Origin of the sequence: Cohnella faecalis, from assembly GCF_003570905.1 — a bacterium.
In the GTDB taxonomy this organism is placed as follows: domain Bacteria; phylum Bacillota; class Bacilli; order Paenibacillales; family Paenibacillaceae; genus Cohnella; species Cohnella faecalis.
Map to the genome: position 1 here is coordinate 26,804 of NZ_QXJM01000014.1, position 23,127 is coordinate 49,930.

Here is a 23,127-nt window from a genome sequence, read left to right on the forward strand (position 1 = left end):
GTTCAGCGCCTCCCCGTTCGTTGGAATCAGCCGTACTTGCGAACAAAAGCGAGCGTGTCGTCCAATTCGCCAAACCTCTCCATGAGCGTATCCCGGGGCCAGTCCCACCAAGCGATACGAAGCAAGGAGTCGACGATTTCCTTCGGAAAACGGGACTTAATCTGCCGGGCGGCGACACCGACCACGACGGCGTAGGGCTCGACGTCTTTCGTGACGACCGCGCCGGAGCCGACGACCGCGCCAGTCCCGATCGTTACGCCTTTCATTACGATCGCGCCGTGCCCGATCCATACGTCGTGTCCGATGGAGACGCGATTGCCCCGGCGCCAATCGAAAAATCGCTCGTCATCCGTCTCATCGAATCCATACGAAGCTCGACGGTAAGTCATATGATGCTGCGTTACCCGATCCATCGGGTGGTCGACCGGGTTAATGCACACATGCGAGGCGATCGAAGTGAACTTGCCGACTTCGGCGTAATTCATCGTCACGTCGTCCATCGTGTACGTGTAATCTCCGATTCGGGACTCGATGATTTTGTTGTGGGGGCCGACGGATGTCCACTCTCCGGCATGGCTATTCCAGATTTGGCTGCTCGGATGAATGGAGGGTTCCGCGGACAGAGGCGTTTGGGCATGGGTTTGGTGAATAGATTTCATTTGCTGACAGCTCCTTCGCGAAAGCCTGGATCGGACATTGGCTTGGATACCGTCATGGATGCGGGGGCGGGCTTCGACGCAATAGCTTTCATCGCCAGAATCGCTTCCGCGCCCGGGCACTTGCTGCCCAAATCCGTTTCCCGCTCTCCGTAGATTCCGTGAAAATCGGAGCCTCCGGTCATCACAAGACCGTATTCCTTAGCCAGGCAAGCGGCCATCGCTTCGTCGGTCGGACCGTTCAGCGGATGCCATACCTCGATGCCCCGCAGCCCGTTTTTGACCAATTCAGGCAACGCTTCGAAGCTTCGGTATTGACCGGGGTGGGCGAGCACCGGAACGCCCCCCGCTTGAAGGATGACTCGGATGGCGTCGACTGCGGAAACGTAGGTCGTCTTGACGTAGGCGATGCCGGGCTGCTCACCGTTCTCCCCGCGGGAGAACAATTGTTTGTATAAGTCTCCATAGATCGCCGTCGCATATCCTTTATCGATAAGGGCATGCATAATATGTTGTTTGTAGATTCCCGTCCCGCCTTCCGCGTAGGTCAGGACGTCCTCCAACGAGATGTCGTAACCGGCTTCGATCAGGTTGGCGATCGACGATAAACAGCCTTGATGGCGCTGCTCCAGCAGAGGCGCGCATAGAGCCTCGATAGCCGGGCTTGCCGGATCGATATAATACCCGAGAATATGGACTCTGCGGTTTCTCGCAAAATCGTAAGCCGAGATTTCGATGCCGGGAATGATCTCGACTCCTCTTGCAAGTCCTTTGACGCGCATCTCTTCCAAGTCGCGAGTCGTATCATGATTGGTGATCGCCAAGCAAGAGATGCCCTTATCGATCGCCGACGCCAGTATTTCGTCAAAAGTAAACGACCCGTCCGACAGCCTCGTATGGCAATGCAGTTCCGTTTTCATTCGGCATCATCCCTTCGTCTTTCGGCCTGTGAAGCAAGCCTAACTTGGTGCCAAGTCCGACGGGTCATCCCAATGTAAGTACCGTGTAAAAATACCGTTAAACCTCGGAATTATGGGTAAAATAGAAAAAACCGCGATATTCGCGGCTTGTTAGATTACGTCTTCAATTTGGCAGACAATCGCTCGGTGGTTTCGAGCCCATCCAGGCACCCCGACTCATATTCCGTGCTTATAATAGGTAAGAATCGAAGTTGTCGTCTCTATCCTTAATGGGCAGTTAAAATCAGCGGCCCGTCCGGCGTGACTGCGATCGTATGCTCATATTGAGCCGACAACTTGCCGTCGGCCGATCTCGCCGTCCATTGATCATCGTCAATCGTGATACGGAACGTACCTTCGTTGATCATCGGTTCAATCGTAAACACCATGCCTTCCTTTAACCGAATGCCTTTGCCGGCTGCGCCGATATGCTCGTAGTTTGGCTCCTCGTGCAGGCTTCGCCCGATCCCGTGTGCCAGCAGATCGCGTACGACCGAAAACCCGTTCGCTTCCGCATGCTGTTGAATCGCCGACGTTATGTCGCCGAGCCGGCCCCCGGGGAGCGCCCGAGCGATGCCCAGATCCAAGCATTCTTTTGTCACTTTCATTAATTTTTGCGCCTCCGGCCGGATATTGCCCACCGCATAGCACCAGCACGAATCGCCGAGCCATCCGCCGTATTCCGCGACGATGTCGAGCTTCAGCAAGTCACCGTCCATAAGCACCCTGTTCGAAGGAATGCCGTGGGCCACCACATCGTTGACCGAAGTGCAGGTTTCGGCGGGGAAACCGTTGTACCCTTTCGTAAACTGCTTGCCGCCCAGCTTGATGATGTGTCTGGCAACAAAGTCGTTGATTTCCCGGGTGGTGATTCCAGGCTCGATCAATTTGGCCACCTCGCGGTAGCAGTCCGCAACGATTTGGCTCGCCGGCTTCATCTCTTCGATTTCTCTAGGTGATTTTAAAATGATCATCTTTTGTTTATTCGCTCCCTAGCCATTCTATAATTTTAAAAGCAGGGCGATATCCCTGGCCTCCTCGTGCAGCTTTCCGCGGCGAAGCGAAACCGAGGCGCAGCCGACCAAGGCGGCCAGCAGCATTTCCGCGCGCTGCAGCCGATCCGGCGGCTCCGCCGCGTTTCCGCCGGAAGCGTCAGCCTCGTCCGCCGCACGCCCGGTTTCCAGTAGCGCGACAAAAGGCGCGAGCACCTCCCGGCGAAAGGCAGTCGAGAGCGGGGTCGAGCGCGCTTCAGGCAACGAGGCGAAGCCCTCGCCGGCCAGCTTATGCAGCAGGTACAAGGCGTGGTCCTCCGCCCAAAGCTGCAGCAGCCGGACGCCGGCGGCGGCGACGGGACCAAGCTCTGCGGCAGCGGCCGTTTCGCGGCTTCCGATTCGAGAATCCGCGGCAGCGGAGTTCCCGGTGTCCGCCGCAGCAGCCCAGCCGAAATGCCCGCCCGCCGTCGCCTCCTCCGAAGCTGAAGCGCGCGGAACCTCCAGCCATTCCCCGGCCCGCTCCAACGCGTCCCAAAGCAGTTCGTAAAGCAAATCGCCCTTATTGCTGTAATAATGATATACCGTGCCATAGCCGAGTCCCGCCTGCGCGGCCACATCGCGGATTTCCAGTAAAGGTCCTTTATTCAAAAACACATCGGCAGCGGCTTTACGAATTTGCGCCAGACGCAGCAGCCGGATCTCTTCGTTTTGTTCCTTCGTGCGTGGAGTCATCTCGTCCGTACACCTCTTTTGTTATTGACCTACTATCATGTCAATATAAAACATCAGCTTGCGAATAACAAGAGATTAGTTACTATTCAAGGCGGTTTATGCCAAAAAAAAGTCTTCCTCCGGTTTCACGACCGGAGGAAGACGTCTTTCATTCGTGCTGCCGTCGATTAGATTACTTGGCCGTAAAGGTAACCGGCGATGGCGTAACCGCCCAAGCGCCTGTGGAAGCGAATCGACACGTCTTTTCACCCTTTCCGTCGGGATCGTTAATCCAAAGCCGCGGCCGTCGTTCGTCTGCCAGAAAGCTTTCTATTGTCGAGTTGGAAAACGGGTATCTATATCAATACCCAGGAGATGCGAAGTTTCCAGAGAGATGATCCGTTTATCAGGAACAACCTCTCCCGCGACATGCTGAAGCCGGACAACCAATGAATACCGATCAAGCCATTCGCCGTTCGCATACAAATCGATTTGAATCGGCCCGGTCAAGCATATCGTCGCGGCGATTGTCGTGCTAATATCTACTCCCGGAGGCTGGTCTTCGGAACGATGATTGCGCGTTGCAAACGACTCCAGCATACCGATTGTTTCCTCCTCTTCGTCGCGAATCGTAATCACGATGTCGATCGTTTCGTGTGCCGGAATTTCGCTCAGCTTTGCAAAAATGTGCAGCGTTTCCACGTAAGGCAACACGGACGCATGCATGGCATTGATCACTTTTCCTAATCGATGGCTTTTTTCGGCTCGGTCGAATTGAATATCATCGCACACCAGCAGTTGACCCTTCATCACTCATCCCCTCTTCCGTCCATTTGAGCGATTGGTATCGGAAATCGTTCCCGATCGTTATGGCTTGAGGAAAATGCGTCACCCGGAACAATTGGGCCAGCTTGCCTTTCTCGTCAACCCAGATCGTCTGATCTTGCAGCTTTTTTTGGAGCGCATTCGCTTTCCATTGCGGGCCGATCAGAACAATCAACATACGATGCCCCTTGCATGCTTGCCTCGCCTTTTGAATGTGAATATCGTTATGCGGATGCTTATGATCGATAAAAAGCCAAATGTCGCTGCTCCCGAACAGTACGACAGGGCTTTTCGAAATCGTGTCATTCGCCATGAATGCCGTCCACTGTATTTGCAGCTCCCTCTTTAAGCGGTTCATCTCCTTCAATACAAAAAGCAGTATGGAACACATAGCTACAAGCAGCAGCCACAGCACGACATACGACGCTTGCTGCCCTATATTTTCCATGACTCCCCCCGCCCCCGGTTTAGCCGATAAATGCCAATGGCTTCCCTGACCGAGACATGCATCAAAACGCCGCACAGTATGCTCAAGCCGAAAATTACATTAGGCAGCGTGACAGGAACGTCGAAATTCGAATAGCAGCACCCTACGGATGCCGTCAAAATCAATGTGACATTTCGAATAAAAGCGAGCCCCCACCTTGTCGGACGATTTCGACTTCCGAAGCAGGAGCAGTCTATGTGCAGTTGCCGGCGCCATGCTTTTGCCGCCAGCCACGTAAAGCTCCCTAGCATGAGCCATGCCGCCGCTAGCAATACGGTTTCTCCCGGAACGATCAGCAAGCCCAAGCCGATCAAGCCTTCGGAGACAACGACGGCATTCGCCGCCCCATGCGCCTTGTCTGCTCCGACGATTCGAAAATCCGTAACCGCACGCCGAAAGCTTGCCAAATCCATCATTTTGCTTATCGCGGACAGAGCGAACACAAATTCGAACACGTATGACGATAGCTTAGCCGGGTGAAGCCACTCATTCCCGGCTATGCCGGACAAGAAGCCCAAAGTCGTTGGCATTGTAAAGAACTCCTTTGCTGGATACGATTCCTTGCTCATTCGCGACAATGGCAAAGGGCAAATATTCCACCTGGAACAATGCCTTCATCTCCGACGAGTTCATGCTAACAACGGGAAACGTCCATCCGAAAAAATCGACCATCGCCTCATGATCCTCCCTCTCCCCCGCAGAGAACAACAAAATGCGGAATTGCCGTTGCTCCTCGATTTCGGAGAGATAGGGCAGTAAGTCGACGCAATGGATGCAGGTGACGGATACGAAAAACAAAGCGCTTTTCGCCCCCCTAATGTACTCCTGTACGCAAAACTTGCGGAAGCCCGAATCGATGACGTCCAAGGCCGGTACTTCATCATGAAGGGGAAGCCCCGTATCCGCCGTTTTTTTAACCGTTTTGATCGATTGCGAGTCTGCATGCCTCATCCCGTCATCCCCTCCTTCGATTTGCCGACGTACCACTCGGCTTGCTTCTCCCACATTTCAAAATAAGCCCCTCTCTGCTTTAACAACAGCTCATGCGTTCCGGATTCGATAATTTGACCGTTGCGCATCAACAAAATGTGGTCGACCTTGCTTGCAATGCCAACGCGATGCGAAATGACGATTAACGTCTTGCGCTCGGCTAAATTCAGCATTTCCTGAAGCAGCTCGAGCTCGCTGTTCGGGTCCAGCGCGGAGGTCGGTTCATCAAAAATGACGAGATCGGCATTTTTCATCCACGTTCGGGCCAGCACGAGCCTTTGCCACTCTCCTCCCGAAAGGTTGATCGAATCGTCGCTAAGCCACCCTAACCGGGTATCGATGCCTTTGGCCATGCGGAGCACGTTCGGGAGCCCGACTTTGCCGAGCATGCTCTTGATCCTGTCCTCGCGGCACAACTCTTCGGCAACGCCCAGACTTACGTTCTCTTTTACCGAAAGCATGTATTGCTTAAAATCCTGAAAGAGGACGCTTGTGTTTTTCCACAGCTCGTCCATGTTCAATTGCTCCTGCTTGATCCCGTCGTAGTAGACGGTTTCGTTCGGAGGCCGATACAAACCGATCAGCAGCTTGATCAAGGTCGATTTCCCCGCCGCATTGTCGCCGAGAATCGCCCATTTTTCGCCTTGCCGAATCGTAAAGCTTATATTATTCAACGCAGGCTTGTTCGAATTTGGATACGTGAACGATAGATTTTTGACTTCGATTTGCCGGAAGGAAGGGAAAGGGGCAATGGAACGAGACGTATTCGCAGGCAAATGATGCTCGTCAGATGAGGTAGAAACGCCGGAAACGTATTTCAGGTCTTCATAAATATGCACGAACTGTTGAAAAATCGTTACGATACTTCCTTCTACAAGACCAATGGCCATCGTGATCGCCACATAGTCTCCCAACGTCAATGATGACGCGAACACCTGCGTTCCGACGATGCCCATGACCGCCGTCGTGCCAAGCGTTGACACGGTTCCCGAAAAATATCTGGCGCGAATCGAAAGCGAATCCATCTGTCCTTGAAAGCCGGACGCTTCATTCGCTTTTGCGAGCCATTTGGCTTTCATAAATGGAAAAACGCCCATCACCGTAAGCTCTTTTTGATGCGGGCCTCCGGTCAGAAGGTTGTAAAAATAGCCTGTCTCGACGATGTTTTTTTGCGAAAGCGAAGTCAGCTTTAGACGTTTCGGAACGATTTTGTAATCGATCGCTATTCTCGCTATCGCGATGGACAATACGAATAGCGGAACGAGCCAATGCGTTGCCAGAAGAAACACATTGTTCAATAGCAGAATGACGACGTTCTGGACGATGGCGTTTAATCGCTGATACACGCCTGCCCGTTTGCCGCTTGCGAGCTCCCACTCGGAAGATCGCTGCATAAACGCGGGATGCTCCTTCGCGAGCAGGTCAAGCTTCGAAAGGGAATCCACGAAATCCGATTTGACATCCAATTGAACAACGCGATCCATTGTGCGATCCAGATGATCTTTCCACGAATACATACAATCCGCAACGATTCTGAAAAGCATCAGGCTGACTAGCAGCATATAAAAGGCTTGCGCATGCCCGCTTGTCAGACTGTCAATGACCGCCTTCGACAGCCGGACGGTAACGAGCGTCTGAACGGATAAACAAATTCCTAGTATAAATCCCGCAATAACGTAGCCCTTTCTTTTGTTCCAGACTAGCAAGAAGGATTCCTGGCAAAAAGAAAAGTAGCGCCGAAGCGAATTCATATCGGTACAGACTTCTTGCTAACACGGATGAAGGGGTACGCAATCTGCTCCAGATCGTCCAAGTCGCGGTAGATGCCGCAGCTCACAATTTGCAATTGGCTGTTAATCGCAAACGCCGCCGGGGCAAGACTCGACAAAATCGGGGCAATGTCTCCCAAATGACATACTTCGATCGGCATACCCAAGGAACGGAGCTCCTTCATCCGTTCAAGCGTCTCATCGCCGTTATGTAAAAACAGGCGATAGTTGAAGAAAGGATAACGTTCCGCAAAGGCAATGACAGGCTCCAGCTTGCAAGCCGAGCACCCGAAGTCCGTTGTGAACATTACGGTTCCGTACGTTGATTGCCGCAGATCCGAAAAGTCGAGCGTTTGATCGGCGTTATCCCCTAGCGGATAGTGGTCTGGAAGATAAGATCCGATTCGCTTATAAATCGCTTGAATGCCGCCCTTGTAAAATTGGCGATGATCGTTCGCAGCGTCCGAATTCATCACGGTGCACTCCCCTTTCGACATAGGGTCGTAACGAAAGTACGTGCGAGCAACAGAAAAAACCGGATGGCGCCGGTTTTTTCTGTTGCTCGTTATTATGCGCAGCAGCCGCCTTGACTGTACTCTCCGCATGAAACCGTGTAGGTTCCCGTCGTATAGATGCAAGTACGCTTCTTCTCGTCATAGCTGTAATAGTACTGAGGCAAAAAACAACTTCTGGAGTGGTCGCACGCATACGTTACCCATGAGTCGCTGGAACTCACGTAACTCCCCCCGTTGTAAGACGAATTGCAGGATGGACAGGCCATTTCTATCACCTCGCTTCCGTGATAGGATCAACTTAATAGTATTTGATTTTCCGAGATTCGTATGTCACCCTTATGGGTTACATTTCCGTCATTTTTATTTCTTCTCCGCAGCCGCTGAGCGCACTTTCATTAATTCCTCCTGTCCCAAAACCTGAAGCTGCTCGACCGCCTCTTCCACCGTCAGCTTTCCGGCCAACACTTCGTCCAGCTTTCCGCTCGCTATTTTTTCGAATACGTTATAAAACGCGTTCTTGAGCGGATCGGATGCCACGTAGTTGAGTGAATTCGGCTTGAATTGAGCGAATTTGTCGAGCTGATTACCGTCGAATTCCCGCATGCTCCCTGTTCGCGCGAGCAGTGGAGGAATAGGAAGCAATTGGTTTTTAATGCGCGCGTACTCCTCGCTATTCACATATTGGACGAACGCCCACGCTTCCTTGGTTTGAGCCGATTCCGCGGAGATGACCGTCAATTCGTCCGAAGCGAAGTAGATGCCCGTTTCACCGTCCTTGTCGCTAACCGGCGAAGCTGCGATGCCCCACTTGATTTGTTGATCCGGAGCTCTGCCACTGGCCTGCAACAGACCAGTTGCTACGCTGTAATAGCTGTCCAGCGTCATCGCCGTGTTCCCCTTCGCAAACTCATTCTCGTTCGCAGACTGAACGCCGGCAGACAGTTGTGTCCGTTTTATCGCCCCAGAACGAAACAGCTCGACCGCTTCAAAATAAATGCGTCTCCACGCTTCGGTGTTCAGCGTAACTTGATCGCCTTCGGCATTCCAATAAGCAAGACCTTTCGTCTGTCCGATATACCGAATGAGCTCGACCAAGTTGTCGCTGTACGACGAACCGACGGACAACCCGTAGACTCTGCTTTCTTCCGGACCGTCGGTCGGAAATTTTTTGGCCAGACTCATTACCTCGGTCCACGTCATTCCGTCGCGCGGATATTCCAGCTTATAGCGATCAAACAATTGTTTATTGTAAATCAAGGCTATGCTATTAAAAGTAAGCGGAAGCGCAAACAGCTGGCCCCCGCCTCGCTCCCGCAAAGCGCTTATCAAGCCCGGATGCAAAGACCCGAGGTCGAAGGAGTTCTCCTTCAGGAACGGTTCCAGACTAACGAGCGCATTATTCTTTACAAGAAACTCGAACTCATTCATATAAGTGAAAAAAACGTCCGGCTTTTGCTGCTGGATGAGCTGCCATTTTTGCTCCGAAGTGACAAGCCCCATCGGAATAACCTCGATCTCGATATTCGGATATTCGGCGGCGAAATATTGCCCGTATTTTTGATTGAAATCGCTTTCGCTGCTGAACATCACTTTGATCGTTTTTTTCAAGCTCGTTTCCTCCGGCTTCTCCTTCATGCATGCCGAAGCGAGCAACAGAACCAATCCCCCAACAACCGCCGCGAGCTTTCGAACCATTCCGCGAACCTCCACCTTATTCGTTGGATTCCAATATTTTTATAATCATAGCCGTCTTCGAGCTGACATTCATCTTCAAATAAACCCGCTTCACCAACGTGCGAACCGTGTTCGAGCTAATGTCCAAGCAGATCGCGATTTGCGTGCATGACTGGCCTTGCATGAGCAGGTATACAATCTGGGTCTCGCGGGGAGAAAGCAAATACGGCTTGGATTGCGCAAGAATAAAGCTGTAGTTGACTTTTGATTCGGCGCTTTGCAACGAAACCCCCTCCGTCCGTGTAAGTCATTACGATTTACCGGTCTTGAGCGTTGGCGAGGTCTAGTTGTTCCTGTGCATTTTTTTGCAAACGGTCAAGTGCTTCGTCTAACGACATCTTGTTCTGCAATACTTGCTGGATGGCATCCTCAGCCAACGAGGACATTGTGGCGTAGAAGCGGTCGGGAGCATTTCGCACGGGTGGATCGGCGGGCGTTAGTTCATAAAACGAGGACAGATGACGATTATCGTTGTCTCTCAGCAAATCTTCGCGTATGGGCATGCTGTCTCGCGTTAACGATTTGCTCCGGATCGCGTTTTCGCTGACGATGTATTTCAGCACAGCGGCGGCCAGCGATTGGTTCGGCGTGTCGGCGCGAATTGCAAACAACGTGGAAGGGGAAGCGAAAAACGTTCGATTCGGGTTTCGAGGATCGACTGGAGCTGTAACGACTGCCCAATTTTTAGCTAATTGCTGTTCGCTTGGCGAATTCCAGCTTTGCTCCAGCATGGGGATCAAGTACGAACCGCCGAAAGCCATAGCGGCCTTTCCTTGAATAAAAGGGTGAGAGGAAACGGAATCCGACGCCGTATTGCCGTCTTGCCGCTCTGGCGGACGATAGATCCCTCCCGTTTGATAAGCGTTTAGAACAAGCTCGAACACCTTTCTCCACGATTCGGAATCGATCGTAACGTTTTTCCCCCTCGCGTCGACGGCATTCAACGAGACGGTCTGACCGATCGTTTCGATAAGCGGGTACAGCTCGTCGCCATAATGAGCATATCCGTACACAGGACTTTTGGGATCGGAGCGCGAATAGATTTGATTGGCTAGCTGCATGACGTCTTCCCAGCTCATCCGATCTCGCGGATATTCGACTCGATACCGATCGAAAATATCCTTGTTGTAATAAAGAACCATGCTCTGAAAAGCAGGCGGCAGTCCGTAAAGCTTACCGGCAGCTTTGCCTCGAATCCATGCCATAAATTCCGAATCGAACGATTGGGCTACGTCCCCTACTCCCTCCAGCAAATCCAGATCGTACAGCTTGTTGCTGTTCGCAAGCTCATCGAATAAAGGCGACCATAAGCCGAACAGATCGGGCTTTTCCTTATCGATTCGTTCCAAAATCGATGGGATGTAACCGCTTCCTTGAGTCATTAAATCTTCCGTAGGAACGACCTTTACCTCAAGCTCGGGAAATTCCGCTTTTAGCCTTTTGCCGTAATCTTCTGCGAACAACGTCTCATTGTAATAAAGAACCGTCAAGGTTCCTTCCACCTGATCTTTATCTTTGTGTGTGGACAGGACACTGCATCCCGATAACGATACGGTGACCATAATCAAAACGCACGCAAGAAACCGCCCTCCCAATACCTAAGCACCTCCTCGTGTTCTCCATCCCTCCACTTTATATATATCACGCTGTTTATTTTTTCACAATATTTCAAAAATTAAATTAATTTACAATTTATACTTTCGCACATGGCTTATAATAACTTATGCAGTTTGCGCCATTGAGACCGAAAAAGTTAATGTTCGCGTATCACAAAAATCAAAAACCAATAAGCCAATAACTAAGGGTTCATCTTGGTCAAAAAATTTGAGTTAAAAACAAATCAGCGCTGCCATATAGCAGCGCTGATACGCCAAAATCTCTAGACTCGGATCAAGTTTATTACATCGCGTAGTGACGAATGATGACTTCCCTCGTCATTGGCGGTTCATGGATATAGATTCGTTCCCAAACTAACATAATAAGCGGATTGAAACCCGAATAGTAATAAGCCATTGTTTTCTCATTCAAGGCCGGATTTGCGGAGCAGCCTGTTATTATCGAAGTAGGAAAAGCACCTTAATAATTGATTTCTTTAACTTTCCATTTTTCATTTGGTTCTTTAACTAATATGATATAAACTGAAAGACTATTATTTTTATCCCCTGAGACTTTAATATTAAAGCTTGCTTCGCCATACCCGTTAGTTCTACTTATACTGCCAGAAGGGAAAAAACCAATGTCAACATTACTTCCAACTTTATCTTGTATTTCTTTATTGTTTTTAATGTAAATAATAGCTTCCTTGTATGAAGCATCCTGCTTAATCATTGTAATAATTCCAAAAACTAAAAAAACAATTATTACGCTGATTGAGATCACTATTTTCATTACTATTTTTGTCATACTTTTTGTATTCTCTAGTTGATATACCTCAGTTCCATTTCGAATATCACCTTGCTTACGTTTGTCATTACTAAATAATAGGTTATATAAATCTTTTGGCCAAAACAAAGAAGAAAAATTTCTATTAATTAGCTTTCCAGTGCTAGGAACAGAGCCATTAAGTTCGCGAACGCCAAGGTTGAAAATTCTCTTTCCTACACTTCTCCCGTCAACAACATCCTTAAACAGAACAGTAATCATTCCAACAGAAATCAAAAATAAAGTTAAAAAGATCGATATGACGAAATCATCTTCAAACCATTTTAATAATAAAAAGATCAATATCAATACTATAAAAATAGTTAAATAAATATCTATTACACTAGCAATGATTCGACTTATTGTAGATGCTCTTTTCATATTAGTCCCTCGGTTTTCACTTTTTTTGCTACTAGTGATCTTTGGCATGACGTTGTTATATTCGCGATCTTATCAACTTTTTTGTAAAGTTCAGAAACACCCTGCCTTGCCAATGTATCGACTTCACGTCAAAAATCGTTTCTGCTTCATGTCAGATGGGTGGTTCTTCGAGCGCGATTAGTTTTTCATATATCGCCATATTGCCGTCTCCATTATATCAACGTTCCTGTTACTTCTAGTCACCCGACAAATGAAGCACAACAAAAAGCCCGCGGTTTACGCGGACTTCATCAGGGCGCCTTAATCATCTAATCCCTTTCCATTGAGAATATGCGGCAAATATTTTTCAACCCTTGCCTCTCTGGTTTTGGATTGTTTGGGTTGAGCAAAATGGAGAATATACGCTCTTTGCCGTCCCGGCGTCAATGCTTCAAAAGCAGTTTTCAAGTCAGGGATTTCAGCGAACTTATTTTGTAGTTCTTCAGGAACGGCGTAATCTGTGTTCTTTTTAAATTCCACTTTCAATCCGGCTTTTTCAACTTCAATGGCTTCATCAATATAAGTTTTCAAGATCAGCTGCATCTCATCAATTTCTTGGACATTGGTGAACCGAATCTGGCGCGCCGCTTGTACATTCTCCGTTTGTTGGATGAGAATCCCATGGGGATCCTTTAGCAAGGCGCCTTTATGAAATAAAAGCGCACAGTATTCTTTAAAACCATGAATTAAAACGATGTTGTTATTCTGATACGTGTAACAAGGATGCATCCACTTAAAATCTTCGGTCAGCTCGCAGTCAAGAACGATATCTCTCAACTTCTCGAATTCTTCCTTCCACTTTTTTTCCTTTCTAAAAAAAGGATCTATTTTAGGATTTCTTTCGCCTTTTGTCATCAAAGAACACTCCTTTTCAATTTATCGCGATTATTGTTCCATCATTTGGGAATTGTGCTTGAATCAATTGAGGCGGGCCAGAGCTTATCGATCAGCCTGCGCCTACGAAGAGATTGTTCACCATTGGACACCATTTAGTGACACTTTGAATATAGGACTCCTTTCGGTGTCTTGTCAACAACATTTTTTTAACTCCACATGAAAACTGTTAGTCAGTTATGTGTGGTATGTTCTTGTTCTTAATTGGCAAAAAATAAGGCTGCCTCTCAGGTCATTTTATGACCTTTGAGACAGCCCCCTATTTGCAAACGAGCGAATCGGAGCCGATTCGCGATTAGTGACCCATCATCATCGCCGGGTCCGGATTGTCTCCGCCGACGGTTCCGTCTTCTTCTTTCTGCTTCGGTTTACGCAGAAGGAGCGACAGTGCGACACCTGTGGTCGCGATACACGCGGACAGGAAGAACGTGTCGCCGTAACCCGCGACGACAGCGTTCAGCGGATTAGCGTCCGCTCCCGCGCTTGCGGCGTGGGAAGTGATTTGCGACGTCAGATACCCCGTCAGGCCTGCGACCGCGAACGAGACGACGACTTGCTGAGCTGCTGTTGTCAGCGGTGTAACGCGGCTCACCAGACGGCGAGGCGCTGAGTTCAGAACATGCGTATTGAGCGGCATCATGGAGAAGCCCATGCCGAGACCCATGATGCAGATGCTCAGGACGATAACCCACAGCGAGGTATCCACCGATATGCCGGACAGGATGAACAGGGAAATGGATACGGCGGTAAGTCCGGCGAAAGCGAGCGGACGCGCACCAATCTTATCGAACAGCCGGCCGCTGATCGGCATGCCGATTCCCGCGCATAGCGCCTGCGGCATCAGGATCCAGCCCGTTTCAAGCGCGGTGTAGTGCATGACGCCTTGCAGGTACAGCGGCACGATCAGCATTGCGCCGAACAGCGCGAGCTGTACGATCCACGCCAAGATGATACTTCGTGTAAAGTCGGACGACTTGAACACCTTCAGCTCCAACAGCGGCTGCTTCTGTGACAGCTCCACGAAGATGAAAAGGATGAGCGCAATGCCGCCGACGGTCAAGCCCGTGATCGTCGAAACCTGGGACCAACTGGTGCCTCCTTCGCTTACGCCGTACGCCAGCATGGAGAAGGCGATCGGCGCGAGGCACATGCCGATGATGTCCAGATGCGGCGCCGCATGACGGTCGGATTTCGGCAAATATTTATACCCGAGAATAAAGGCGATAATGCCGATCGGCAGATTGATGATAAAAATCCAGTGCCAGCTGACAGAATCGACCAGCCAGCCGGATAGCACCGGCCCGAATGCCGGCGCCATGAGCATGGGGATGCCGAGTACGCCCATGATGGATCCGCGGCGCTCTGGAGGCGCAAGCTTGAACACCATGGCCATCCCGATCGGGGCCACCATGCCGCCGCCCAAGCCTTGAATAATGCGGAAAGCAATCAGTTGTTCCGGTGTTTGCGCGATACCGCACAGCACGGAGCCGATCGTGAACAGGGCGATCGTAATCATGAAAATTTGCTTGGAGCCGAATTTATCGGTCATCCAGCCTGCAAGCGGGATAACGGCGGATAAGGCCAGCGTATAGCCGGTGACGGTCCATTGGATTGTCTTCAGATCGGTGTCGAAGTATTCAACGAGCTTCGGAATGGCATTATTGACGACGGTGCTGTCCAGAATAACCATGATCATGCCGACAATAATCGCCAAGAGCGGCGGCAATATGGCTTTCAGCGAGAAGTTGTCCTCACCGGCTGCCATCTGTTTCGTTTGCGTAGGAGCTGACATAGGTCCCTGCTTTCTGCTCATCGAGCTGAGCTGTGTATGGATTTAAATAATGGTCGAGGAACAAGAATTGCTGAATCATAACAATAACAGCTTATCGCGGCCGACGTCACCCCCTATCCGTCAATATGGCGCTTTCTCGTACACATTCACAGGCAATGCCTGCACGAACGGCGACCAATCGCCCGTCGTGTAAAGATGAAGCCGGTGCATGGCCCGCGTACACGCCGTGTAAAGAAGCTTGCGTTCGTTGGCCCGGCCGTAAGCTTCGGGCGAAGCATCATAGACCAACACCGCATCGAACTCGACACCCTTGGCGAGATACACGGGAATGACCATCGCTCCTTTTTCAAAACCCGGCGTCTCTTTCGTAATGAGCTGCAAAGCTTCTCCTCCATGAATCTGTAACGATTCATAGGCTTCCCGGCTTTCGGCTGCGGTCTTCGTAATGACGGCGATGGAATCGAAGCCCTCGGCCCTAAGCGCCGCGATGTCTGCCAGAATTTGCGCATCACGCTTTTCCCCGCCATCCAGTCTCGTCAGAAGGGGCTTTTGGCCTCCCCTTTCAAACGGTGTAATTTCTTCCCCGCCTGGAAGCATCGATTTCGTAAATTCAACAATCTCTCTGGTTGAACGATAACTGCGTACAAGACGGACAAGGCTTGTTTCCGCTTCCCCGAAAAGGCGGACCAGCGGCGAATCGGCTGCTTCCAAGCTTGTAGCCTGCATGAAAATCGCTTGCCCGAAATCGCCGAGCACCGTCATTCGGGCACGTGGAAACAGCTTTTTTAGATATTCATATTGAAACGGCGAATAATCCTGACCCTCATCAACAAAGACATACCGGATTTCCGTGTTCGTCCGGACGCCTTCGATCAGTTCTTTTACATACAAATACGGAGTCGCATCCTCGTGGAACAACTCGTTCCGAAGCAGCTTTTCCTTGGTTTGCCTGCATATTTCAGACCACTGCGCTGGGACGGCCGCCCCATTCGTTCTCTGCCGATAAGCGGCTTCGTCGACAAACAATTGGCCAAATATGGCTTTGACATCTACAAACGAGAATTTTTTCACACTTTTCCTTAGCGGTTTAAAGCTTTCTTTTACGATGCTTCGGCGGAGCAGATCTTCCTCCCTCCCGGCAAAGTCAAAGTCGCCTTCATCTTCCCGGCGCTTGTTGCTCATTTTCTCGCGAACTGTGGCGTAAAGTTCCGCAAGGTCGAATAATTCCCTCTCTTTATGCAGCATTCCGAAAACTTCCGCGTACTGCTCGGTGTCGAGATAATCGAGCTCTTCCTGTACCCAAGGCGCATTCCGTTCCATGCGTTCCAGCGAAGCCAGTTCATTCAGCAGCCATTCCTGCAAGAGAACGACACGATTGAACAACGGCAGGGAATGGTCATAACCGTAAAATTTCACTCTCATTCGCTCGGCTGTAATCAAATCGCGTTCCCTAACCCGAATACCGTTGAATCGCATGCCTTCCCGTCCCAACCACATACCATAGTTCTGAAGGGCTTGGAGGAAAGTCTCGGAAGCTTTATACTCGATCCCCTGAAGACGAGCCTCATACCCCGGCGTACCTTGTGCGGTCAGTACAAATTCGATCTGATCAAAGGCGTCCTCCGGCCGTAACGAGGAACCTAACCAATAATCGAGATATTCTTGAAAAGTCGTCTGCTGCATATTCTCCTCACCGAGCTCCGGAAGGACGGTGGAAATATAACTGGTAAACATCGGATTCGGTGAGAAAAGAACGATTTGATCGGCCCTGATCGTCTGGCGGTGTTTGTACAGCAAGTACGCCACCCGCTGCAATGCCGCGGAAGTCTTACCGCTGCCGGCCGCCCCCTGTACGATAAGCATCCGGCTTTTGTCATTGCGGATGATGGCGTTTTGTTCCTTTTGAATGGTTGCCACGATACTCTTCATTTGCGAGTCCGCGCCTTTGCCGAGCACTTGCTGCAGCAATTCGTCTCCGATCGTTTCGCTCGCGTCAAACATGTTGCGGATTTGCCCGTTTTGAATCTGAAACTGCCTTTTGAGCTCCATCGTCCCTTCGATTCGTCCGGCCGGCGTGACATAAGACGCCAGACCGGGGGAATAGTCGTAGTACAGGCTCGCGATTGGCGTACGCCAGTCATAGATCAGAAAGCTCAATCCGTCTTCGTCGACGAAGGAAGATACGCCGATATAGATTTGCTCGCTGAGGTCCAGGCCATCCTCTTGAAAGTCGATGCGTCCGAAATAAGGAGACGGGAGCAGGCGGTTCATGCTTTTCCATTGCTGCGTCAACAGCTTGTGGCCGCGCTCCCGTTCGGCCAATACCGCGGACTGCTGGTTAATCGTGTAGAAGGACTCTTCGAAATCTTCGTGCGTGCTTGTGTTGATCGTCACTTCTTCCCAAAACCGCTTGCGGATGTCCGTAGCCTGATCGCGCAGTCCGGCAACCTCCGGCTCCAGTTCGACGATTCTCGCTTGCAGCTTGTTCCTGACCCGCTCCAGCCGCTCCTGTTCCAACCGCCAATCCTTCGTTTCCATCTCTCCCTGAACACACTCCTTTTTCCGATTTCTAGGATAAAAAAGAGCATTGACAAATCATAATTACAGATGTACAATTAGAGTAGGAATAAAAATGCTAACACCCCTTAAATCAATTTATCGATAACGCTACTGAGTATATCATAGCGTTATTTCTTGTTCAATTTATTTTTTGTTACTCCCCTCCGACAGAGTTGCACACTGGCCCGGATTGCGGTCAGTTTAAACAAAAGATGACCCTTGAATTCATCAGGGTCATCTTTTTTATTGTCGTTTTTGCTTAAGCGAAAGGCTGCCGATTTTGCTGGCAGCCCTGGTTGAGCATACGTGAATTTAACCTTTAGTTACGAATCCCATTCATTACGAAAGTGGATTTGATGATTACAGCAAGTATTTTCCCGTGATCGACCGCTCTGCATGGACGATCTGCGGAGGCGTGCCCTCGAACACAACCTGGCCGCCCTTGCTGCCTCCGTCCGGTCCCATATCGATGAGCCAATCCGCTTGACTGATTACATCGAGGTTGTGCTCGATGACGATCACCGTATTGCCGGCATCGACGAGGCGGTTCATGATTTCCAGAAGGTGACCGATATCTGACATATGCAGGCCGGTCGTGGGCTCGTCCATCACATAAATGCTGCCCTTCTTATGCAGCTCGCTTGCCAGCTTGATGCGCTGACATTCCCCGCCCGAGAGCGTGCTGAGCGGCTGGCCGAGTGTAATATAGTTCAGCCCCACATCGCTCATCGCCTGTAGCTTGCGCACAACCTCTTTTAGCTGGAAAAAATCCAGTGCCTGCTCCACGGTCATCTCCAGCACTTCTGCAATGGACTTGCCGTTCAGCTTGTACGTGAGCACCTCTTCTTTGAACCGTTTACCTCCGCATACTTCGCATGGCAGCTTCACGCTGTCGAGGAATGCAAGGTCTGTATACACAACGCCGAGCCCTTGGCAGTTCTCGCAAGCCCCCTTGGAGTTGAAGCTGAACAAGCCTTGGTTAACCTTGTTCGCGGAAGAAAACGCTTTGCGCACATCATCCATAATGCCCGTGTAGGTCGCGGGATTCGAGCGTGTTGATACGCCTACCGCCGATTGGTCGATGACGATCGCATCCGGATGCTGACCGAGGAATACTTCGTTAATCAGCGTACTCTTGCCTGAGCCGGCGACACCCGTAACGACTGTCAGCACTCCGGTTGGAATATCCACGCTCACGTTCCGCAGGTTGTGCAGTGTGGCATCCTTGATGGACAGCTTGCCGGACGGCTGCCTGAAATCGTGCTTCAGCTGGAGCGGCCGCTTCAAATGGGTGCCTGTCAGCGTACCTGCCTCCAGCAGGCCTTGGAAGCTCCCTTCATACATGATAGTACCGCCGCGGCTGCCGGCGTGAGGCCCGACATCGACGATATGATCCGCCACTTTGATCACATCGGGATCGTGCTCGACGACAATAACGGTATTGCCTTTGTCGCGCAGCTTCTGAAGCAACTCATTCAACCGGTGTACATCACGGGGGTGCAAGCCAACGCTGGGCTCATCGAAGATATAAGTAACATCCACCAGGCTGCCGCTTAAGTGCTTCACCATCTTGACGCGCTGCGACTCGCCGCCGGACAACGTATCCGTCTCACGATCCAGCGTCAAGTAGTCAAGTCCGATATCCACCAGATGCTGCAGCCGCTCCGTCAGCGATTTGACGACCGGCGCAGCGATCGCGTCGTCAATCTCCCGAATGACGCGGATAAGCTGTCCGACCTCCATGGACGACAGCTCCGCAATGTTATGTCCATTGATCCTGCAGCCCAGCGCAGCCTTACTGAGTCTCGCGCCGCGGCAGCTGGTGCAGGGACCCTCGGAGATGTACGGCGCAACAGCTTGTTGCGTGCGCTCGGACTTCGTTTTCACATCCTGCTTGATGTACTTGTTGGTGAACTTCTCGATGATGCCTTCTACTGTAATATTCACTGCCTTCCCGGCGAATTGCGTCTCCACTTTCCTCGCCTTGCCGTACAGCAGTTGCTCCAGCTCCTCATCCGAATAATCGCTCAGCGTCTTGTCGGGATCGAAGAACCCCGTCTGCACGATCATGTTCCAATCCCAGCCGTTCACCGTATATCCCGGCAGCAGGATTGCCCCTTCATTCAACGACTTGGACTTGTCCAGCGCCTTGCTCATGTCGACGCCCAGCCTGCGGCCGATCCCGTTGCACTCGGGACACATGCCTTGCGGATCGTTAAACGAGAACATGTTCGCTTGTCCAACATAGGGCTGACCCACTCGGGAGAAGAGAAGACGGAGAATGGGAGAGATATCGGTAATCGTGCCCATCGTGGAATGAGAGCCGCCGCCCAGCCGCTTCTGATCCACAATTACAGCCATGCTCAGGTTCTCGATCGCGTCCGTATCCGGCTGCGGAACGCGGGGCAGGAAATTGCGCACGAACATGCTGAAGTTCTCATTCAGCAATCGCGTGGATTCTGCGGCGATCGTATCGAAGACGATCGATGACTTGCCGGATCCAGATACCCCGGTGAAAATCGTGATCTTCCGCTTGGGAATGCGCAACGATACGTTCTTGAGATTGTTCTCCCTCGCACCCGAGATTACGATATACTCCTGGTTAGATTCGCTCATTCTTTTCATCCTTCCGATAATGTTCATAAACAAGCAGAAGTGAACCGGCCGCAAACGGTATGCAGCCGGTTCATCGAGCGTTTATTGCGCCAGAAGCTTTTCAAGCTCGCCTTGCCATTTGCTCCAGCCGTATTTGGCGCCATTGAGTCCTTGTTCGTTCGCGAAGCCGGTTTGGTCGAGGTGAAGGTTAACCTTGCCTTCTCCTAAATCCTGCAACGTCCACACGACCGTGTGCTGCTCTCCTCCGCTGGCCCACGTATAGGACAGCCGGTTAGGCGCGTCCACGATAAGCACTTCTCCTTCGATAAGGCCATCCCACCATTCGGTCGGCTCGGCGCGAAACTGAAATCGTTGACCGACGACGGGCTTAAAATCGTTCGGCAACACCCACTTGGCAAGCGTATTCGAATCGGTTAGCGCGGACCAAAGCTTTTCGATCGACGTCTTATACTGAAAATCCAAAGCTAATGCTAAACTCATTGTTCATCCTCCTCTAATAATAGGTTCAAGCGCAACATATTCGTACTCCAGAACTTGCTGTAGAAAGCCAGCCAATCTTGAATTTCTCTAAGTGGAGCGGCGTTTAGCCGATATCGCGTTTCTCTGCCGACTTTTCGATCAATGACCAGGCCGGCCTCTTTAAGGATCGTCAAATGTTTGGATACCGCCGTGCGGCCCATTTGAAACTGTGCCGTTAGCTCATGAAGCGGTATTTCCTCTGTATCTGCTAACAGTCGAATCAGTCGGCGCCTGGTTGGATCTGCAATCGCGTCAAAAACATCCCGTAACAGGTTGTTCTCGCTCACAACACCCTCTCCTAAGTTTTTGTTGATTTCGAATTTGGACACCATTTGGTGTCTTATTTGATTATAAGGCACCATTTGGTGTCATGTCAAGGGAACTCGATAAGGCGCATTCTTATATTTGATCTTGCCTATCCCTGTCTGATGTTCTCATGTCTATCTATTCGAGAACCACGTTTATTTTTGGAATCGTTGTCTTCTGTTAATAAGCGTCGGAACCGTTACTATCGTCGCAATCGATCCGTAAATCCCGATCGTATAGCTGGACGTGTAACCTAGACCGAATCCGTCATGCAAGATGGCGGTAAAAAGATGGATCAACATATTGTTGAAACAAAACGCGTAGCTTCGCACCATCCACGCACGGTGTAACGTTATCCGTTTCCGCTTGATATGTACGAATGCGGTGATAGTCGTGAATAACCAAGTCAGATTAAGGACGTTGAAACCGATGCTGCTGATTTGATTTCCGGTGGCGTACGGCGCCATATACCCGGACGTCAGTAGGACGATAAGGACCGAAAACAAATAAATATAGCCGTTGACCCGATGGAGTTTGCGGTGGCTGTCTAAGGTATGTTTCGAAAAATTGAGAAGCCCCGAAGCCATGGCCAAGCATGCGAATGCAACATGAATGTACATTACCTTTAACCATACCGAAACGTTCAGCTCTCGTTGAAGCCCGGTTTTGGAGCTTAGAAAATGCTCCCTTCCGGGGTCGAGCACGTAATTGTTTGCTAAGGCGTATACGATCAAGATCGTACAGACGACGGATAATAAGAGATAAGCGATTTTCCGTTTCTCCATGTTACAATACCCGCGTGCCGGTTAGCTTGGACGACGGCAAAATGCCGGCTTTGGCGATTCCGATCATTCGGTCTCCGCTGACGCTAACCTCGAACGTCAGATTTAAGCGCATCGGCTTCGTGATTCGTTGCTGCCAACGAAGGACATGGTCCTCGAACTTAGGGTTTAGAAACGCGCTCCTCTCTCCTCCTTGCGTTGCCATGCCTTCAATCATCTCGCCGTTACGCGCAGCGATTTCAAGTTTGACGGATAACTTTCCGACCGGCGTAGCGATGATCGTATCCCATTCCCCGTTGAAGTCGGATACGACGTCCCTCCTCCGGGCGTCGCTTGTAATGTCCTGCGCTTCGTCAATCGCGGAAGGAGCGCTCGGTGCCATTCCGCTCTCTCGCCATACCGTCCCCCTCTTCTCGTATTCGAACAGTCCCTCTATCGCATGCGCGATCCGCGGGCCAAGCTTTCGCTCGACCAAATGCAGAGCGACATCGAGGCCCGAAGTGACGCCTCCTCCGCTCACCAGGTTGCCGTCTTCAACGACGCGCGCCGAAACGGGAATTGCGCCGGTTGCGCAGAGTAAGCCCATGCCCATTGCATTCGTTACAACGGGTCTCCCCTCCAGTAATCCTCCCATCGCTAGCACGAGGGAACCGCCGCATACGGTGGCGACAGTGACATCCTTGTGCCCGAGCGCCTGCTTCATCATGTCGGTCAGCTCCGTATTCATGGCGCGGGTCAAAATAGTCGGAACCGAACGAGGTCCATCTCCGTGAACTTCGCCCGAAGCGCCGGGCACCAGTATGATTCCGGGTCGTTCGGGGTTCAAACTGCCGCCGGCTTCGATAATCAATCCGTTGATTCCGCTAGGCACAGACCGTGGGCCTTCGGCCGTCACCAACTGTACGTCTATAGATCCTTCGGCAAATATTCCGGCAGCGCAAAAAACTTCGTAGGGTGCGAGCGCATCCATCAGATCGAATCCGTCAAAAAGTACGATTTGAACGTTCAGCATCGGTAAAACCTCCTCGAATGGTGTAAGCTGTCGGCTCTCGCCAAACCTTTCAAGGAGAATCGTAACCGGCAAGTCTCTCGAATTCGGAGCTGAAATCGTCACAAAACGATAAACAAACCATCACGAAATGTCCGAAAATGCCAGCCTCGATCAAGACTATGATAAAGT

23 protein-coding genes are annotated in these 23,127 nt (G+C 50.9%); all 23 read right to left on the minus strand.

The features are described from left to right. Positions 1 to 26: 26 nt before the first annotated feature. The 23 genes from D3H35_RS01500 to D3H35_RS01605 all read right to left on the minus strand — a co-directional run bounded on the left by D3H35_RS01500 (position 27) and on the right by D3H35_RS01605 (position 22,959). Positions 27 to 659, minus strand: coding sequence for a DapH/DapD/GlmU-related protein (locus tag D3H35_RS01500; protein WP_119147454.1), 633 nt, complete (start codon positions 657 to 659; stop codon positions 27 to 29). Further along, a complete protein-coding gene (locus D3H35_RS01505; RefSeq protein ID WP_119147455.1) occupies positions 656 to 1,576 on the minus strand; it encodes a PHP domain-containing protein in 921 nt (306 codons plus the stop codon). Before D3H35_RS01505 ends, D3H35_RS01500 begins: the two co-directional genes overlap by 4 nt. 266 nt (positions 1,577 to 1,842) lie before the next feature. Further along, entirely contained in the window at positions 1,843 to 2,589 is a 747-nt protein-coding gene (gene map / locus D3H35_RS01510) for a type I methionyl aminopeptidase (RefSeq protein ID WP_119147456.1), read from the minus strand. A gap of 27 nt (positions 2,590 to 2,616) precedes the next feature. Further along, positions 2,617 to 3,339 (minus strand): TetR/AcrR family transcriptional regulator, encoded by a 723-nt coding sequence (locus D3H35_RS01515; RefSeq protein ID WP_119147457.1) that lies wholly within the window; start codon positions 3,337 to 3,339, stop codon positions 2,617 to 2,619. A gap of 309 nt (positions 3,340 to 3,648) precedes the next feature. Next, positions 3,649 to 4,128 (minus strand): hypothetical protein, encoded by a 480-nt coding sequence (locus tag D3H35_RS01520; protein ID WP_147355704.1) that lies wholly within the window; start codon positions 4,126 to 4,128, stop codon positions 3,649 to 3,651. Continuing rightward, complete coding sequence (locus D3H35_RS01525; protein ID WP_119147459.1) at positions 4,100 to 4,591, minus strand: hypothetical protein; 492 nt, start codon at positions 4,589 to 4,591, stop codon at positions 4,100 to 4,102. The genes D3H35_RS01520 and D3H35_RS01525 overlap by 29 nt, the downstream gene beginning before the upstream one ends. Further along, the gene (locus D3H35_RS01530; protein WP_119147460.1) at positions 4,579 to 5,160 is read right to left on the minus strand and encodes a MauE/DoxX family redox-associated membrane protein; all 582 of its coding nucleotides are present in this window, start codon (positions 5,158 to 5,160) and stop codon (positions 4,579 to 4,581) included. Before D3H35_RS01530 ends, D3H35_RS01525 begins: the two co-directional genes overlap by 13 nt. Continuing rightward, entirely contained in the window at positions 5,117 to 5,581 is a 465-nt protein-coding gene (locus tag D3H35_RS01535; protein ID WP_119147461.1) for a thioredoxin-like domain-containing protein, read from the minus strand. Before D3H35_RS01535 ends, D3H35_RS01530 begins: the two co-directional genes overlap by 44 nt. Beyond that, a complete protein-coding gene (locus D3H35_RS01540) occupies positions 5,578 to 7,371 on the minus strand; it encodes an ATP-binding cassette domain-containing protein (RefSeq protein ID WP_119147462.1) in 1,794 nt (597 codons plus the stop codon). The genes D3H35_RS01535 and D3H35_RS01540 overlap by 4 nt, the downstream gene beginning before the upstream one ends. Then, a complete protein-coding gene (locus D3H35_RS01545; protein ID WP_119147463.1) occupies positions 7,368 to 7,862 on the minus strand; it encodes a hypothetical protein in 495 nt (164 codons plus the stop codon). Before D3H35_RS01545 ends, D3H35_RS01540 begins: the two co-directional genes overlap by 4 nt. A gap of 95 nt (positions 7,863 to 7,957) precedes the next feature. Beyond that, positions 7,958 to 8,125: a hypothetical protein gene (locus D3H35_RS30545; RefSeq protein ID WP_158593892.1), complete on the minus strand. Its 168-nt coding sequence runs from the start codon at positions 8,123 to 8,125 to the stop codon at positions 7,958 to 7,960. A 139-nt stretch (positions 8,126 to 8,264) separates the two neighbouring features. Further along, entirely contained in the window at positions 8,265 to 9,599 is a 1,335-nt protein-coding gene (locus D3H35_RS01550; RefSeq protein WP_119147464.1) for an ABC transporter substrate-binding protein, read from the minus strand. A gap of 16 nt (positions 9,600 to 9,615) precedes the next feature. Then, the gene (locus D3H35_RS01555; RefSeq protein ID WP_119147465.1) at positions 9,616 to 9,861 is read right to left on the minus strand and encodes a helix-turn-helix transcriptional regulator; all 246 of its coding nucleotides are present in this window, start codon (positions 9,859 to 9,861) and stop codon (positions 9,616 to 9,618) included. 34 nt (positions 9,862 to 9,895) lie between these two features. Continuing rightward, positions 9,896 to 11,233, minus strand: a complete 1,338-nt coding sequence (locus tag D3H35_RS01560) for an ABC transporter substrate-binding protein (protein WP_119147466.1) — start codon at positions 11,231 to 11,233, stop codon at positions 9,896 to 9,898. A 481-nt stretch (positions 11,234 to 11,714) separates the two neighbouring features. Further along, on the minus strand, positions 11,715 to 12,440 hold the full coding sequence (locus D3H35_RS01565) for a cytochrome c oxidase assembly factor Coa1 family protein (RefSeq protein WP_158593893.1): 726 nt from the start codon (positions 12,438 to 12,440) through the stop codon (positions 11,715 to 11,717). A 300-nt stretch (positions 12,441 to 12,740) separates the two neighbouring features. After that, positions 12,741 to 13,334: a YdeI/OmpD-associated family protein gene (locus D3H35_RS01570; protein ID WP_119147468.1), complete on the minus strand. Its 594-nt coding sequence runs from the start codon at positions 13,332 to 13,334 to the stop codon at positions 12,741 to 12,743. A gap of 334 nt (positions 13,335 to 13,668) precedes the next feature. Further along, the gene (locus tag D3H35_RS01575) at positions 13,669 to 15,165 is read right to left on the minus strand and encodes an MDR family MFS transporter (protein WP_119147469.1); all 1,497 of its coding nucleotides are present in this window, start codon (positions 15,163 to 15,165) and stop codon (positions 13,669 to 13,671) included. Between the two features lie 120 nt (positions 15,166 to 15,285). Then, positions 15,286 to 17,703 (minus strand): RNA polymerase recycling motor HelD, encoded by a 2,418-nt coding sequence (gene helD / locus D3H35_RS01580; protein ID WP_119147470.1) that lies wholly within the window; start codon positions 17,701 to 17,703, stop codon positions 15,286 to 15,288. 381 nt (positions 17,704 to 18,084) lie between these two features. Then, positions 18,085 to 20,340, minus strand: coding sequence for an ATP-binding cassette domain-containing protein (locus tag D3H35_RS01585; protein ID WP_119147471.1), 2,256 nt, complete (start codon positions 20,338 to 20,340; stop codon positions 18,085 to 18,087). 81 nt (positions 20,341 to 20,421) lie between these two features. After that, positions 20,422 to 20,820, minus strand: a complete 399-nt coding sequence (locus tag D3H35_RS01590) for an SRPBCC family protein (RefSeq protein WP_119147472.1) — start codon at positions 20,818 to 20,820, stop codon at positions 20,422 to 20,424. After that, positions 20,817 to 21,146, minus strand: a complete 330-nt coding sequence (locus D3H35_RS01595; RefSeq protein ID WP_119147521.1) for an ArsR/SmtB family transcription factor — start codon at positions 21,144 to 21,146, stop codon at positions 20,817 to 20,819. The genes D3H35_RS01590 and D3H35_RS01595 overlap by 4 nt, the downstream gene beginning before the upstream one ends. A gap of 174 nt (positions 21,147 to 21,320) precedes the next feature. Beyond that, positions 21,321 to 21,950: a DUF2306 domain-containing protein gene (locus D3H35_RS01600; RefSeq protein ID WP_119147473.1), complete on the minus strand. Its 630-nt coding sequence runs from the start codon at positions 21,948 to 21,950 to the stop codon at positions 21,321 to 21,323. A gap of 1 nt (position 21,951) precedes the next feature. After that, positions 21,952 to 22,959 (minus strand): DJ-1/PfpI family protein, encoded by a 1,008-nt coding sequence (locus D3H35_RS01605; RefSeq protein ID WP_119147474.1) that lies wholly within the window; start codon positions 22,957 to 22,959, stop codon positions 21,952 to 21,954. Between the last annotated feature and the right edge of the window lie 168 nt (positions 22,960 to 23,127).